The organism is Bradyrhizobium diversitatis (assembly GCF_016031635.1).
In the GTDB taxonomy this organism is placed as follows: domain Bacteria; phylum Pseudomonadota; class Alphaproteobacteria; order Rhizobiales; family Xanthobacteraceae; genus Bradyrhizobium; species Bradyrhizobium diversitatis.
Map to the genome: position 1 here is coordinate 25,457 of NZ_JACEGD010000019.1, position 15,630 is coordinate 41,086.

The window sequence follows — 15,630 nt, forward strand, 5'->3', positions numbered from 1 at the left end:
ATCCAAGGGGCTCTTGCGCGGCCAATTTTGGAGCAATATAGTCATTATAGTCAAAATGGTTCATGCGCATGACCGATCGTATTACTGCGCCCCGCACCCTTCCTGCTGATGACATCTGGACGCTGGCCAGCGCCAAGGCGCGGTTGTCCGAGGTGATTGATCGCGCTCAAGCCGGCCCGCAGGTCATCACACGACACGGCAAACCGAATGCGGTTGTCGTCTCCGCCGACGAATGGGCGCGCAAGACCGCACGCAACGGCACGCTGGCCGAATTCCTTCTGGGCTCGCCGCTGCGCGGCGCCAACCTCGAGCTTGAACGGGTCCAGGACGCGCCACGCGACGAGATGCCGTGAATCTGCTGCTCGACACCAACGTGCTGTCGGAGGTTCGGCGCCCAGCGCCTTCGCCGAAGGTCTTGGCGTGGCTCGATACGATCGACGAAGATCGGGCATTCATAAGCGTTGCCACGATCGCCGAACTTCGCCGCGGCATCGCATTGCTGGACGATGGCCGCCGGCGCACGGCGCTGGCCGCCTGGCTGGCGCATGATCTACCGGCGCGATTTGCCGACCGCGTTCTGCCCATCGACCATGCGGTCGCCGAGCGCTGGGGCGACCTCATGGCGCAGAGCCGCATGGGCGGCGTCGCATTGTCTGTCATGGACGGCTTCTTTGCGGCCACCACTCTCGTGCACCACCTCACGCTTGTCACGCGCAATGTGAAGGATTTTGCGGCGTTCGGCGTTCCGCTGCTCAATCCTTGGGATGATGCCTGAGACCTATCTCAGCCGAACGACCGGTGCGGCTTCAGGCGCAGCATCCTGCACCTCGGCCGGGGAATCGTCGATATCCGCGCCCTTCGGCATCGCCTCGACCACCTCGATGCCCTTGCTGTGGCAGATGGTGGCGAGGCGCTCGGGAAGCTCCTGGTCGGTGACGAAGGTCTGGATCTGGGTGATGTGGGCGATCCGCACCGGCGCGCTGCGGCGCAGCTTGGTGGAATCGGCGACCAGCATGACGCTGCGGGCATTGGCGATGATGGCCTGCGCCACCTGCACCTCGCGATAGTCGAAGTCGAGCAACGCCCCCTCCTCGTCGATCGCGGACGCGCCGATGATGGCATAGTCGACCTTGAACTGGCCGATCAGCTGCGTCGCGGTCGAGCCGACCACTGCGCCGTCGGCGCGCCGCACCGTGCCGCCCGCGACCACCACCTCGATGCGGGGATGGCGGTAGAGCAGCATGGCAACGTTGAGATTGTTGGTGATGACGAGCAGGTCCTCGTGCGAGGTCAGCGCGCTCGCGACCTCCTCCGTCGTGGTGCCGATGTTGATGAACAGCGAGCAGCCGTTCGGGATCAGCGACGCGGCGGCCGCGCCGATCGCTTTCTTCTCGTCGGCGGCAACGAAGCGGCGCGCCTCGTAGGCGAGGTTCTCCACGCCCGAGGCGATGATGGCGCCGCCATGGATGCGGGTCAGCGATCTCCGCTCACAGAGGTCGTTGAGATCCTTGCGGATGGTCTGCGCCGAGACTTCGAAGCGGCGCGCGAGCTCCTCGACCATGACGCGGCCGGAAGCGCGCGCGATGTTGAGGATTTCGGCTTGGCGATGGGTCAGTCCGGTCACGGCAACGGCCTCAAATCAGAGTGATGCATGGTGCGGCGGTTCGCGCCTTCGGTCAATGCGCACGCTGATCACGGTTAACGGATGAGGGGTCCTCACCACGCCATTTCTTACCACGCCATAGCGTTCGCAAGACGCGCGAGCAGCGCCGGATCGTCGAAGGCGCTGGCGGACGCGACTGCGCCTGATGCAACCAGGTCGGCGTGGCTGAGGCTGGTGCGAATGCCGATGGTTGGAATTCCGGCCGCCGTGGCGGACTGGACGCCGGTGCGGGAGTCTTCGAATGCGATCGAGGTTTCCGGCCTCGCGCCGACGCAACGCAGCCCTTCCTGATAGGGCAGCGGATGCGGCTTGCCGTGCGGCAGCTCGGCGCCGATCACGAGCGCCTTGAAGCGATGCGTGATGCCGAGACCCGAGAGCAGCAGCTCGGCGTTGAGGCGCGGCGCATTGGTCACGGCGACCATGGGGATGCCGGCGCTGTCGGCCCGGTCGAGCAGCGCCATCAGGCCCGGCAGCGGTGCGATCTGCCCGGCCACGAGCGTGCGGAAGACCTCCTCCTTCTCATCGAGGATCAGGGCACGCCGCTCCGGCGCCTCGTCGGGCAGAAAGCGCTCGCCGATCGCGACATTGGCGAAACCTTGCAGCTCCCTGGAGAAGCGCGCGTGGTCGAAGATATGGCCGCGCGGGCCGAGTACCTGGTTGAACGCCTTCAAGTGCAACGGATCTGTGTCGGCGAGGGTGCCGTCGATGTCGAACAACAACGCCCTGCCCATCGCATCGTAGCTGGCCTCGATCATTTCCGTACTTTCCCAAATGCGCGACGCATCGATGCGCGAGACGTATCAATACGGCCCCGATCGCGCAATCACGCATTCACATGACGACAATGCGACTCTCGACAAAGTCACGCGCGGCTGCAACACTCGGTGCAAGATCAAAAAGGAGGAAACGATGACCATCAACCGACGCGATCTGGCTCTCTCCACTCTCGCCGTCTCCGCGCTTGCGTTCGCCACGCCGGCGCTCGCCGCGTCGGCGGACGAGGAAGCCGTGGCGAAGAAGGTCGAGGCCTTCCGCCTTGCCCAGATCGCGGCCGATCCGAAAGCGCTCGCTGCGCTATGCTGGGACGATCTGAGCTACAGCCATTCCAGCGGCAAGGTCGAGGACAAGGCGACCTTCATCGCCAACGCAACCGACGGCAAATCGAAATTCCTGTCGATCGAATACAAGGACCCCACCATCAAGGTGGTCGGCCCCGCAGCGATCGTGCGTTTCCACTGGCTGGGCGAGCAGGAGATGGCGGCCGACGGGAAAAAAGTATCGACCAACCTTCACATCCTGATGAACTGGCAGAGGCAGGGCGACGAGTGGAAGCTCTTGTCGCGGGCCGCAACGAAGTTGTGATCAACGACGTCATTCCGGGACGCGCCGAAAGGCGCGGGCCCGGAATCCATTGGTCGGCAATTTCTGCAGCACGATAGATGCTCAGGTGCGCGATTGCGCACCATAGTTCGCGCTACGCGCGCCCCGGAATGACGACAGTTACGCCGCCTCCTTCACCTCGCCGTTAACCAGCCTGCGCGCAGCGCGCTCGGCTTCGCGGGCGTTGCGGAAGAGCTGGCCTTCGAGACGGTTGAAGCGGTGGGACGAGGCGAAGAAGCAGTAGCCTCCTTGAGAGCGAACGACGATACCTGCGGTCTGCGAATTGACTTCAATGATGTAGCTGTCCGGCATGGTCCGTGGATCCCTCAGTGCGGGCAAATAACGACACTCATGCCCAAAGGTTCCCAGGCATTTGAGGCCGTTTCCACCCCGAATCGACACGCAATTGAGTACGCCGGGACCTCATCCGTTTTATGACTGGTTCTTGGCGAAGCCGCGACGAGGATGACTCACCCGCGCCGCGTTTTGCAGGGATTGCCACGTCTCGCAGGATGAGGCAGAGCGTCGCGCGCGATTACGTCGCGATCGGCGGATCGTTTCGCTGGATTTCCTGCGGACGGCCGTGGTCGTCGATCGAGACGTAGGTGAAATTGCCGTCGGTGACGAGGAACGGATGAAGCTCCTTGCGCCGCAATGCCCAGGCCTCGAGATGCACCGTCAGCGAGGTGCGCCCGACGCGCACGAGATTGGCGTAGACCGAGACGAGATCGCCGACATAGACCGCCTTGCGAAAATTCATCGCCTCGATCGCGACCGTCACGGTGCGCGACCTCGCTGCCTTCGAGGCGAACACGCCGCCGCCGACGTCCATCTGGCTCAGGAGCCAGCCGCCGAAGATGTCGCCGTTTGCGTTGGTGTCGGCCGGCATCGCCAGCGTGCGGATGCAGAGATCGCCGCTCGGCCCGGTGTCGGAGCTGATAGGGGCGTGGACGTGCGTGTCGGTCATATCGTTGATCTCCCGCGGCTCTCGGCTCTGGATACAAAGCCTCGGCGCCTTGCGCAACATCGACACGAGACGAGCTTGCGCTATCCATTCGGCCGCGGCGACCCGACGACGATTCCGGCACCGTTCAGCTTGTGTTGCCACTCCGCATCGTCGGCCCGAGGCGCGCATCCGGTCGTTGCCGTTACCAGCCGCTCCAGCCTGCTCCATAGCCGGAAACGGTCGCACGGATAATTGGCCCATCCATTGATGACACAATAGCGGATGGTGTGGTCACGGTGATGACGCCAATGATGCTCGGGTGAACAGACCAGATGCAGCCGTTGAGCCACGCGCAGGGGCAGCGGGCGGACCGGCCGGTGCGCGAGATTGTGGAAGCCCATGCCAAACAGCATGCAGGTGGCGATCACGAACCAGACGATCATCAGCGCATAGGTGAGCGCGGAAGCCGGAAACAACGCCGTGACGGTGGCCGCGCCCCCAACCACCACCGCGCTCGGCGCCGCACCGAGAGACGCCTGGTCGAAGAAGCCGTAGAGCAGAACGTGGCTGGGGTGGGTGTGATGCTCTCGCGTTATCGCGATGCCGCGGCCAAGCATCCCCTCGTCGAGCCAGGTGTCGACCACCCAATGCACCAGCCCCGAAAAAAGGTCAGCGAGGAAATATCCGGCCAGGAGCGCCACGATCAACCACGACCAGTGCAATCCCACCTCGGGATAGCGCGCGACGAGATAGCCTGCACAACATAGGATCACGACGACATCGGCCGCGCAGCACAACCGCGTGACGATGATCTCGCGCAGGGTCGCATGCTTGAAGAACGGGATCGTCGGCATCGGCGATACTCCCCACGGGCTCCACCACCCAGGATAGCATCTTTTTTACCGACAGCCTCTATTGCAAACTGTCCCAGCCCGCATCCGGCGCGAAACGCCCGCCAAATCGATCGGCGAGCCCGCGCAGGGTGGACACGACGTTCTCCACGCCGCGCGTGCGCGCATAGTTCAACGGACCGCCACGGAACGGCGCATAGCCGGTGCCGAAGATCATGGCGCCGTCGACCGCATCGGCATCGTCGACGATGCCTTCGCGCAAGCAGGCAACACAGACATTGGACATCGGCAGCACCAGGCGGTCGATCATCTGGTCGGTGACGCGCGGCCCGGTCTCGGGAAGCGGCGCCTTCTCCGCCTTGCCGTCCTTCCAGGTGTAGAAGCCCTTGCCGGCTTTGCGGCCGAGTTCGCCTCTTGCGACCTTCTCGCGCAGCCAGGCCGGCGTCGGCGGCAGCAGATCGCCGAACTTGGTTCGCAGCATGTCGCCGACGTCGAGGCAGATGTCGAGGCCGACCTGATCGGCCAGTTCGATCGGCCCCATCGGCATGCCGAACTGCTCGGCCGCGGCATCGATCAGGCGCTGGTCGGTCTTCTCGTCCAGCATCACCATCGCTTCCAGCATGTAAGGCGTCAGCGCGCGGTTGACGAGGAAGCCCGGCGAGCTCTTCACAGGCAAAGGCAGGCGGTCGATCGCGCCGACAAAGGCGAGCGCGTCCGTCAGCACCTGCGGATCGTTGCCGTCGTGACTGACGACTTCGACCAGTTGCAGCCGCGACACCGGATTGAAGAAATGCAGGCCGACCAGCCGCTCCGGACGCGCCAGAGTGGTGCGCAAGTCCTGAAGCGGAATGCTCGACGTGTTGGTCGCAAGGATCGCGCCGGGCTTCATCCGCGGCTCGAGGCCGGCATAGACCTTCTGCTTCAGCTCGAGCTTCTCGGGCACCGCTTCGATGATGAGATCGGCGTTGCGGACGCCCTCCCCGTCGATGTCGGGGACGAGGCGATCGAGCGCGTCACGCACCTCGGTCGGCTTGCGGATGATCTTGCCGTAGAGCTCGGCTGCGCGCTTCACCGCACCCGCGATCGGCTCGGCCTTCATGTCGGCGAGCGAGACGCGAAGGCCCTGCCCCGCACACCAGGCCGCGATGTCGCCGCCCATCGCGCCGGCGCCGATGACATGGACATGCTTCACCGTGCTGCCGGCGCCTGCCGCCTTCTTCATCTGCTCGCGCAGGAAGAAGACGCGGATCAGGTTCTGCGCGGTCGGCGTCACCATCAGCTTGGCGAACGAGGCCTGCTCGGCCTTCAGCATCGCGGATTTGCTGCCGCCATGCGCTTCCCAGAGATCGATCAGCGCATAGGGCGCTGGATAATGCTCGCGCGATGCAGCCTTCGCGGCCTCCGCGCGCATGCGCTTGGCCAGCAGGCCGCGCACCGGTCCGAGGTTGGCGGCGCGCGTGAGCAGACCGGGCTTGGCTCGCTTCAGGCGGCCGAACAGCGCATCCTTCACCGCGCCCTGGACATGCCGCTCCTGCGTCACGGTGTCGACGAGGCCGAGCGCCCTGGCGCGGCGCGCATCGATGATGCGGCCGGTCAGCATCAGCGCCATCGACTGGGTCGGATTGACCAGCGCGGTGAACCGCGCCGTGCCACCGAGGCCGGGGTGCAGGCCGAGCATCACCTCCGGGAAGCCGAAGCGCGCCCCCTCGATGGCGATGCGCGCCTGGCAGGCCAGCGCGACCTCGAGCCCGCCGCCGAGGCAGAAGCCGTGGATGACCGCGACCGTCGGCAGCCTCAAGGCTTCCAGGTGGTCGACTACCGCATGCGCGGCGCGGATGCGCGTCTCGACCATGGCGGGATCAGACGCGCCGCGGAATTCGTTGACGTCGGCGCCGGCGATGAAGCCGGAGGGTTTGGCCGAGCGGATCACGAGGCCGGCCGGACGCTCGGTCTCGATCGCGGCAAGCACGGCGTCGAACTCCTCCATCACATTGGAGGACAGGGTGTTGGCGCTTGCATCAGCGCGGTCGAACAGCAGCCAGGCGACGCCATCGGCGTCACGCGTCAGCTTGAAATGCCTGTATGGGCTGTCCGCCGCGGGCGGAGGCCCGAGCGTCAGGACGCGGTCGCCCAGCGCGGTCATAATCTTGGAATCCATGGTCACACCGCCTCGATCAGCATGGCGCCGCCGAGCCCGCCGCCGATGCATTCGGTGGCAACGCCACGCCGCGTGCCGAGCCGCTTCATGGCGTTGACGAGATGCAGCACGATGCGGTTGCCGGAGGTGCCGACGGGGTGGCCGAGCGAGATCGCTCCGCCGTCGACGTTCAGCCGCTCACGGTCGATCTCGCCGGCCGCGCCGTCGAGCCGCAATATTTCGCGGCAGAACTTGTCGTCGTTCCAGGCGGCGAGACAGCCGAGCACCTGCGTTGCGAAGGCCTCGTTCAGCTCCCAGGTCTCGACGTCCTTGATCGTGAGATTGTTGCGCGTGAGCAGCGGCGTCGCCGACATCACGGGCCCGAGCCCCATGATGCTGGGATCAAGCGCCGCCCAATGGCTGTCGACGATCGCAGCCTTCGGCGTCAGCTTGTGCTTTGCCACTGCCGCGTCTGAGGCGAGGATCACCCAGGACGCGCCGTCGGTGATCTGCGAGGAATTGCCCGCCGTGACCTGTCCCCAGGGGCGCTCGAACACCGGTCTCAGTTTTGCCAGCGACTCGACCGTCGAATCCGGACGCACGCCGTCATCGTGGTCGAAGAACTTGCCGTCGCGGGAGAAGGCGGTCTCGACCTCGGCCTTCAAATAACCCGCGCTTTGCGCATGCGCGAGCCGGCGATGGCTTTCGGCGGCATAGGCATCGGACTGTGCGCGGGTGATGCCGAAGAGATGGCCGACGACCTCGGCGGTCTGGCCCATGTTCAGATCGGTAACGGGATCGGTCAGGCCGCGCTCGAGGCCGATGATCGGCTTGAGATAGCGCGGCCGCAGCTTGAAGGCTGCAGCCAGCTTCGCGGCAACGCCCTTGGCGGTGGCGAGGCCGGCGAACCAGCGCACGCCCGCGTTCGACCAGACCAGCGGCGCGTGGCTCAGCGCCTCGGTGCCGCCGGCAAGGATCATGTCGGCATGGCCCTCGCGGATGTAGCGGTAGGCGGTGTCGATCGACTGCATGCCGGAGCCGCAATTGATCTGCACGGTGAAGGCGACCATGTCCTCGCCCATGCCGAGCCGGAGCGCGGCGACGCGGGCCGGGTTCATCTCGTCCGCGATCACGTTGACGCAACCGAGGATGACCTGATCGAAAGCGTTGGGCGCAAACGGCTGGCGCGCCAGCAGCGGCCGGCCGCACTGCACGGCGAGATCGACCGGCGTGAACGGACCGGGCCCCGAACGCGCCTTCAGGAACGGCGTCCTGCTGCCGTCGACGATGAAAACCGGTCGTGCCATCAGCTCGCCGCCCTCTGTTCACCGAGTTCCTGGAAGAACTGATGCACATTGACGGTTTTCTTGTAAATCGGCGACAGCGCCTCCGGCGCAAAATCGTCGACCTCTATCACTTTTGTGACGGCTTCACGGGCGGCGGCGAGCTGCTCGCCCTCAGCCTGCGTGATCACGCCCTTAGCGACCGCTTCCTTCCAGTCGCGGATCTGAGCGGCCCGGAGGCGCCTGGCGATGGCGTCCGTGCCGGCGACCAGCTCGAACGCGCGCTCCAGCCGGGCAAAACCGCCGTCGTCGTCGACCCGGGCCAGATCCGGCGTGAGGCGCTCGCGTGCCGCCGACGGCTCCAGGACCAGACTCGCGCATTGGTGCACGACGCGGTCGGAGGGGCCGAGCACGCGCGCGCCGAACGGCTGGACCACGAGCCTGAGGAAACCAGCGACGAAGCGGTTGGGCAGATTGGCGAGGATCTCGGCGAGCCGGTTCTCGATGGTCCGGAAGCCGGTCGCCATGCACCATTCCAGCGCGGCAAAATCCTCCTTCTGCCGGCCCTCGTCCTGCCAGCGCTTCAGCGCGGCCGAGAGCAGATAGAGCTCGGACAGGATATCGCCGAAGCGGGCCGACAGCGTCTCCTTGCGCTTGAGCGCGCCGCCGAGCGTCAGCAGCGCCATGTCGGCGCAGAGCGCAAAGGCCGCGGAGTAGCGCGAGAGCTGGCGATAGAATGGCGTCGCATTACCCGCATCGGGCGCCGGCGCCAATGCGCCAAAGGTCCAGCTACGGCCAAAGGCACGGAAGAGTGTCCAGAAGCTGTGGCCGACATGCTTCCAGAACGCCTTGTCGAACGCGCTGAGCCCGCGCGCACGGTCGCTATCGGCGAGCGCATTCATCTCGTCGAGCAGGTAAGGATGGGCGCGGATGGCGCCTTGCCCGAACACGATGAGATTGCGGGTCAGGATATTGGCGCCTTCCACAGTGATGCCGACCGGCACGGCGCGGTGCAGATTGCCGAGATAGTTTTGCGGACCGTCGATCACGGCCTTGCCGCCATGGATGTCCATGGCGTCATCGATCGCGGTGCGCATCCGCTCAGTCGCGTGCAACTTCATGATGCCGGAAATGACGGCGGGATGAATGCCGGCATTCAGCGCCGCGCAGGTGAGCCGGCGCGCGGCGTCGAGCTGGTAGGCGGTCGCAACGATTCGCGCGAGCGGCTCCTCGACGCCTTCGAACTTGGAGATGGAGATGCCGAACTGCTCGCGGATGCGGGCATAGGCGCCGGTGGTGCGCGCCGCATAGGCGGCACCCGCAGCAGAGAGCGACGGCAGCGAGATGCCGCGGCCGGCGGCAAGCGCCGTCATCAGCATCTTCCAGCCCTGCCCGAGGCGCTCCTTGCCGCCGATGACGTAGTCGAGCGGAATGAAGACGTCACGTCCCCAGTTCGGGCCGTTCTGGAACACCTGCATCGACGGCAGATGGCGCTGGCCGATCTCGACACCGGGCAAGTTCGTCGGAATCAGCGCCACGGTGATGCCGAGCTCTTCCTGGCTGCCCACGAGATGATCGGGATCACGGGCCTTGAAGGCAAGACCGAGCAGCGTCGCGACGGGACCGAGCGTGATGTAGCGCTTGTGCCAGTTGAGGCGGAGGCCGACGACCTCGCGCCCGTCGAATTCGCCCCTGCAGACGATGCCGGTGTCGACCATCGAAGCGGCATCGGAGCCGGCTTCCGGGCTGGTGAGGCCGAAGCAGGGAATGTCGCGGCCATCGGCGAGGCGCGGCAGCCAGCGCTGCTGTTGCTCAATGGTGCCGAAGCGCATCAGGAGCTCGCCCGGGCCGAGCGAGTTCGGCACCATCACGGTGACGGCCGCCGCGATCGAGCGGGTCGAGATCTTGCGCACCACTTCCGAATGCGCGTAGGGCGAGAAGCCGAGGCCGCCGAACTCCTTCGGGATGATCATGCCGAAGAATTTCTCGCGCTTGACGAAGTGCCAGACGTCCGGCGGCAGGTCACGCAATTCCCAGAAGATCTTCCACTCGTCGAGCATGGCGCAGAGCTCGTCGACGGGACCGTTCAGGAAGGCCCGCTCCTCATCCGTCAGCCTCGCCTGCGGCACCTTCAGCAGCTTCGACCAGTCGGGGTTGCCGGTGAAGAGATCGGCATCCCACCAGACGTCGCCGGCCTCCAGCGCCTCGCGCTCGGTGTCGGACATCGACGGCAGCACGCCGCGCGCCCAGGAGAAGATCGGCTTTGTCAGGGTGTCGCGGCGGAAGCTCATGGCAGACCTCATGCATCGGCGCGGTTATTGGGCATTTTAGCGGAAAGTGGCCGGCTGCGTGAAAGGTTCGGCTGCAAAATTGACGCGGCCGAGCGGCCCCCGGCCATAACGGCCGGGGTGCGGGGACGGTTCCGGGAGGGGGTGGGGAGCTGAATGTCTCTCCGCTGTCATTCCGGGGCGACGCGTAGCGTCGAGCCCGGAATCCATCGTGCAGCAGCGTCGGTGGAGGAATGGATTCCGGGCTCGCGCCTGACGGCGCGCCCCGGAATGACGGCGTTGAGGGAGACGGGCCTAATCCGGCCGGATCATCTCGAACATGTTTTCCGGCTTGATCTCGAAATAATCGCCGCGGCGGCCGGCGCGGACGATGGGGCGGGCGGCGGCGGTCTGGTAGACGCCGTCCTTGATCAAGGCCTTGTCGATATGGACGGCAACGACCTCCCCTAACGTCAGCCAGGCGTCGGCCTCCTTGCCGTCGGCACCCTTCAGGCGGACGATATCGGACACCTTGCACTCGAAGGCGACCGGGCTCTCAGCCACGCGCGGCACGTTGACGAGCTTGCCGGGGACGGCGGTAAGGCCGGCGAGCTTGAATTCGTCGACCTCGGGCGCGACATGCGCCGCGGTCGCGTTCATGTGCTTGGCGAGATCCATGGTGGTGAGATTCCAGACGAACTCCCTGGTCTGCTCCATGTTCGACACCGTGTCCTTCCAGTTCGTGGAAGAAAATCCGATGATTGGCGGCACATAGCAGAACGCGTTGAAGAAGCTGTAGGGCGCGAGGTTGACGTGGCCGTTGGTATCGCGGGAGGAGATCCAGCCGATCGGCCGCGGCGCGATGATGGCGTTGAAGGGATCGTGCTTGAGGCCGTGGCCCTTGGAGGGCTCATAGAAGTACAGATCTTTGTCGGTCACGCTGGCTCTCCGCTCTCCGTCATTCCGGGGCGGTCCGCAGGACCGAACCCGGAATCTCGAGATTCCGGGTTCGCGCTTCGCGCGCCCCGGAATGACGGCAGGTGAGCTTATAGGAGAAAACGCTGCGCCCGTCAGTGGCGCGGCGACAGACCCGCGATGACGAAATCGATCATCTGGTCGATGTTCGGGCCCGGCTTGGTGGCGCACTGGGCGATCATCTGGGGGTGGAAGAAGCGGATCATCGCGGTGCACGAGCAGAGCGCGGCCAGTTGCAGGTCCGGCGCCTCGAACTCGCCGGAGGCGACGCCTTGGGCGATCATCTGGCCGACGACACCGGCGATGCACTCCATATGGGCGACGCAGACGTCCCAGTCTTCCTCCATCGCGATCGCGACCATCTCGTGCAGCTTGTTGTCGCCGACATAGCGCTCGGTGTTCATGCGATGGATGGTGGTGAGCAGCTCGCGGAAGCGCTCCTTGACCGGGCCGGGCCGGGCCACGATCCGCTGCGCCTCGAGCTCGACCTCGCCCATCAGCGAACGGGCGACCGCCTGGTGGATCGCCTTCTTCGATTCGAAGAAGCGATAGACGTTGGCGGGGCTCATTCTGAGCTCCTTGGCGATGTCGCCGACCGTGGTCTTCTGGTAGCCGATCTGACGGAACAGCCGCTCGGCCACCTCGAGGATACGATCCCGGGTGTCGCCTTCGATATGTTCCGAAATAAGGGCCATCAGTCAGGACTCATCGCTCAGCACTTCATCTCACTTATTCAGCCGCTTCAGCAAGCGGAATTGCTGGATGTTCATCGCTGCCATGCTGCGGCGCGGCGGGCTGCTCGGGCGTACCGGCCTCGTCCAGGCTCTTGCGGAACCAGAGGGCATAGAGGCCCGGCAGGTACAGCAGGGTCAGGAAGGTCGCGACGAACAGGCCGCCCATGATGGTGATCGCCATCGGGCCCCAGAACGCCGACCGCGACAGCGGGATCATGGCGAGGATGGCGGCGAGCGCCGTCAGCACCACCGGACGGGCGCGGCGGACGGTGGCTTCCACGATCGCCTCGCGCCGGGTCAGGCCGTGCGAGACATCGGTCTCGATCTGGTCGACCAGGATGACGGTGTTGCGCATGATCATGCCGGCGAGCGCGATCAGGCCAAGCAGCGCCACGAAGCCGAACGGGGCATTGGCGACGTTGAGGCCGAGCGAGGCACCGACGATGCCGAGCGGCGCGGTCAGGAACACCAGGATCAGGCGCGAGAAGCTCTGCAGCTGGATCATCAGCAGCGTCAGCATCACCATGACCATCACCGGGAAGAGGATGAAGATCGAGGCGTTGCCCTTGGCGGATTCCTCGAACGCCCCGCCCGGCTCGATCCGGTAGGCCGGCTCGAGGTGGTCCTTGATCGCCTTCAGCTTCGGCGTGATCTGGTTGGTGACATCGGGCGCCTGCACGCCGTCGACGACGTCGGAGCGCACGGTGATCGCCATGTCGCGGTTGCGCCGCCACATGATCGGCTCCTCGTGGGCATACTCGATCTTGGCGATCTGCTGCAGCGGCACGGCAACGCCATTGCGCGAGGTGATGGTGAGATCACCGACACCGCCGAGGTCGAGGCGTTCGGACGGGATCGCGCGGGCGACTACGCCGACCTTCTCGATGCCGTCGCGCACGGTGGTGACCTGCGAGCCCGAGATCAGCATCGCCAGTGCCTGCGAGACGTCCTGCGGGGTGAGACCCATGGCGCGGGCGCGGTCCTGGTCGACGACGAGCTTGAGGTAGGGCGACTGCTCGTTCCAGTCGAGCTGGACATCCTTGACGCTCTTGTTCTCCCGCATGACGTCGCGGACCTGGTAGGCGATCTCGCGGACCTTGTTGGCATCGGGGCCGATCACGCGGAACTGCACGGGGAAGCCGACCGGCGGACCGAAGTTGAAGCGGTCGACGCGCACGCGCGCCTCGGTCAGGAAGCCCTCGGCAGCCGCGGTCTCGATCTTGGCCTTGATGCGCTCGCGCGCCTCGACGCCCTTGGCGACGATGACGATCTCGGCAAAGGCCTCGTTCGGAAGCTGCGGGTTGAGGCCGAGCCAGAAGCGCGGCGAGCCCTGGCCGACATAGGCGGTATAGGTCTCGATGTCCTTATCGTCCTTCAGCAGCGTTTCGGCCTTCTTCACCGCCTTCTCGGTGACGTTGAAGGCGGTGCCCTCGGGCAGGCGCAACTGGAGGAACAGCTCGGGCCGCTCCGAGAGCGGGAAGAACTGCTGCTGGACCTGGCCGAAGCCGACGATCGACGCGATGAAGACGCCGACGGTCGCGGCCACCACGGTGATGCGGTGGTTGACGCACCATTTCACGATGGCGCGCAAGCCGCGGTACATGCGGGTCTCGTAGACCGCATGCGGATCATGGTTGTGGTGCGCCTTCATCTCGGGCAGCAGCTTGACGCCGATATAGGGCGTGAAGATCACCGCCACGAACCAGGAGGCGACCAGGGCGATCGCCACGATCCAGAAGATGCTGCCGGCATATTCGCCGACCGCGGAATTGGCAAAGCCGATGGGGAGGAAGCCAGCGGCCGTGACCAGCGTTCCCGTGAGCATCGGAAACGCAGTAGATTCCCAGGCAAAGGACGCCGCGCGCATGCGGTCCCAGCCCTGCTCCATCTTCACCACCATCATCTCGACCGCGATGATGGCGTCGTCGACGAGCAGGCCGAGCGCGATGATCAGCGCGCCGAGCGTGATGCGGTGCAGGTCGAGCGACATCGTGTTCATGACGATGAAGACGATGCCGAGCACCAGGGGCACCGACAGCGCGACCACGATGCCGGTGCGCCAGCCGAGGGCCAGGAACGAGACGAACAGCACGATGACGAGCGCTTCCATGAAGGAGTGCACGAACTCGCCGACGGCGTGCTCGACCACCTTGGGCTGATCGGCGATCAGCTTGACGTCGACGCCCTGCGGCACGGCCTTCATGAACTCGTTGGTCGCCTTCTCCACCTCCTTGCCGAGCTCGAGGATGTTGGCGCCCTTGGCGGTGACGACGCCGATGCCGATGGCGGGCTTGCCCTCCTGGCGCACGACGAAGCTCGGCGGATCGACATAGCCATGGGTGACGGTGGCGATGTCCCCTAAGCGGAACACACGGCCGTTGCTCTCGACCGGCGTTTCGGCGACGGCCTTGGCGCCGTCGAGCGCGCCGGTGACGCGCAGCGGCACGCGCTGCGAGGAGGTCTCGACCGTGCCGGCCGGCGTCACGTTGTTCTGCTTGGCGAGCGAATCGAACAGCGCCTGCGGCGTGATGCCGAGCGTGGCGAGCTTGGCGTGGCTGAACTCGACGAAGATGCGCTCGTCCTGATTGCCGTAGACGTCGACCTTGGTGACGCCGGGCACCTTCAGCAGGCGCTGGCGGAAACCTTCGGAGACCTTCTTGAGCTGGGCATAATCGGCGCCGTCGCCGGTCATCATGTAGAGGATGGAATCGACGTCGGAGAACTCGTCGTTGACGACGGGCCCGAGGATGCCGGACGGCAGCTGGCCCTGCACGTCGACCAGCTTCTTGCGCAGGAGGTAGAAGAGATAGGGCACGTCCTTCGGCGGCGTGTTGTCGCGGAACGTGACCTGGAGCGCGGTGAAGGCGGGCTTGGAATAGGTCTGCACCTTCTCGAAATAGGGCAGCTCCTGGATCTTCTTCTCGATGGGATCGGCGACCTGGGTCTGCATCTCCTGCGCGGTCGCGCCGGGCCAAATCACGGAGACGTTGACCACCTTCACCGTGAAGAACGGATCTTCGGCGCGGCCGAGCTTCTCATAGGAGAAGAAGCCGGCGACGCCGAGCACGATCATCAGGAAGAGAACCAGCGTCGGATGGCTGACGGCCCAGGCCGAAAGGTTGAAGCGCTTCATCGCTCTCTCCGAAAAGAAGATCCAGTTGCAAATACGACAGCCGCTCTATTCACCCCGTCGTCGCGAGGCAGCGAAGCAATCCAGGGGGCTGGGCAGGTTCTGGATCGCTTCGCCGCTTCAGCCTTTGCTTAGGGACAAAGGCCGAAACTCACCTCACACGACGTAACTCGATTTCTCTTTGTCATTCCGGGGCGCCCATAGGGCGAACCCGGAATCTCGAGATTCCGGGCTCGGTGCTCCGCACCGCCCCGGAATGACAAA

At 65.3% G+C, this 15,630-nt stretch carries 14 protein-coding genes; 3 read left to right on the plus strand and 11 right to left on the minus strand.

Annotated elements, in window-relative coordinates:
* The first annotated feature begins 68 nt into the window (after nucleotides 1-68).
* A complete protein-coding gene (locus H1B27_RS21040; protein WP_197967522.1) occupies nucleotides 69-353 on the plus strand; it encodes a type II toxin-antitoxin system Phd/YefM family antitoxin in 285 nt (94 codons plus the stop codon).
* Nucleotides 350-775 (plus strand): type II toxin-antitoxin system VapC family toxin, encoded by a 426-nt coding sequence (locus tag H1B27_RS21045; protein ID WP_197967375.1) that lies wholly within the window; start codon nucleotides 350-352, stop codon nucleotides 773-775. The genes H1B27_RS21040 and H1B27_RS21045 overlap by 4 nt, the downstream gene beginning before the upstream one ends.
* Before the next feature lie 3 nt (nucleotides 776-778).
* On the opposite strand, the gene H1B27_RS21050 is transcribed toward H1B27_RS21045, so the two are convergent.
* Together H1B27_RS21050 and H1B27_RS21055 are read right to left on the minus strand one after the other, a co-directional pair.
* Nucleotides 779-1,624 carry a DeoR/GlpR family DNA-binding transcription regulator gene (locus H1B27_RS21050; RefSeq protein ID WP_131866116.1) on the minus strand — a complete coding sequence of 282 codons (846 nt, stop codon included), beginning with the start codon at nucleotides 1,622-1,624 and terminating at the stop codon, nucleotides 779-781.
* Between the two features lie 107 nt (nucleotides 1,625-1,731).
* On the minus strand, nucleotides 1,732-2,418 hold the full coding sequence (locus H1B27_RS21055; protein ID WP_197967376.1) for an HAD family hydrolase: 687 nt from the start codon (nucleotides 2,416-2,418) through the stop codon (nucleotides 1,732-1,734).
* Between the two features lie 154 nt (nucleotides 2,419-2,572).
* On the opposite strand from H1B27_RS21055, the gene H1B27_RS21060 reads away from it, so the two are divergent.
* On the plus strand, nucleotides 2,573-3,025 hold the full coding sequence (locus H1B27_RS21060; protein ID WP_061878722.1) for a nuclear transport factor 2 family protein: 453 nt from the start codon (nucleotides 2,573-2,575) through the stop codon (nucleotides 3,023-3,025).
* A gap of 138 nt (nucleotides 3,026-3,163) precedes the next feature.
* On the opposite strand, the gene H1B27_RS21065 is transcribed toward H1B27_RS21060, so the two are convergent.
* The 9 genes from H1B27_RS21065 to H1B27_RS21105 all read right to left on the minus strand — a co-directional run bounded on the left by H1B27_RS21065 (nucleotide 3,164) and on the right by H1B27_RS21105 (nucleotide 15,369).
* Nucleotides 3,164-3,355, minus strand: a complete 192-nt coding sequence (locus tag H1B27_RS21065) for a hypothetical protein (protein ID WP_061878574.1) — start codon at nucleotides 3,353-3,355, stop codon at nucleotides 3,164-3,166.
* 223 nt (nucleotides 3,356-3,578) lie between these two features.
* Entirely contained in the window at nucleotides 3,579-4,010 is a 432-nt protein-coding gene (locus H1B27_RS21070) for an acyl-CoA thioesterase (protein WP_061878723.1), read from the minus strand.
* A gap of 80 nt (nucleotides 4,011-4,090) precedes the next feature.
* Entirely contained in the window at nucleotides 4,091-4,843 is a 753-nt protein-coding gene (locus tag H1B27_RS21075) for a fatty acid desaturase CarF family protein (RefSeq protein WP_197967377.1), read from the minus strand.
* Nucleotides 4,844-4,901: 58 nt separating this feature from the next.
* Nucleotides 4,902-6,998, minus strand: a complete 2,097-nt coding sequence (locus tag H1B27_RS21080; protein WP_197967378.1) for a 3-hydroxyacyl-CoA dehydrogenase NAD-binding domain-containing protein — start codon at nucleotides 6,996-6,998, stop codon at nucleotides 4,902-4,904.
* A gap of 2 nt (nucleotides 6,999-7,000) precedes the next feature.
* Complete coding sequence (locus H1B27_RS21085) at nucleotides 7,001-8,284, minus strand: acetyl-CoA C-acetyltransferase (RefSeq protein ID WP_197967379.1); 1,284 nt, start codon at nucleotides 8,282-8,284, stop codon at nucleotides 7,001-7,003.
* Complete coding sequence (locus H1B27_RS21090) at nucleotides 8,284-10,551, minus strand: acyl-CoA dehydrogenase (protein ID WP_197967380.1); 2,268 nt, start codon at nucleotides 10,549-10,551, stop codon at nucleotides 8,284-8,286. The genes H1B27_RS21085 and H1B27_RS21090 overlap by 1 nt, the downstream gene beginning before the upstream one ends.
* A gap of 291 nt (nucleotides 10,552-10,842) precedes the next feature.
* Nucleotides 10,843-11,466 (minus strand): flavin reductase family protein, encoded by a 624-nt coding sequence (locus tag H1B27_RS21095; RefSeq protein WP_197967381.1) that lies wholly within the window; start codon nucleotides 11,464-11,466, stop codon nucleotides 10,843-10,845.
* Nucleotides 11,467-11,597: 131 nt separating this feature from the next.
* Nucleotides 11,598-12,197, minus strand: coding sequence for a TetR/AcrR family transcriptional regulator (locus H1B27_RS21100; RefSeq protein WP_061878580.1), 600 nt, complete (start codon nucleotides 12,195-12,197; stop codon nucleotides 11,598-11,600).
* Nucleotides 12,198-12,231: 34 nt separating this feature from the next.
* Nucleotides 12,232-15,369, minus strand: a complete 3,138-nt coding sequence (locus H1B27_RS21105) for an efflux RND transporter permease subunit (RefSeq protein WP_061878581.1) — start codon at nucleotides 15,367-15,369, stop codon at nucleotides 12,232-12,234.
* Between the last annotated feature and the right edge of the window lie 261 nt (nucleotides 15,370-15,630).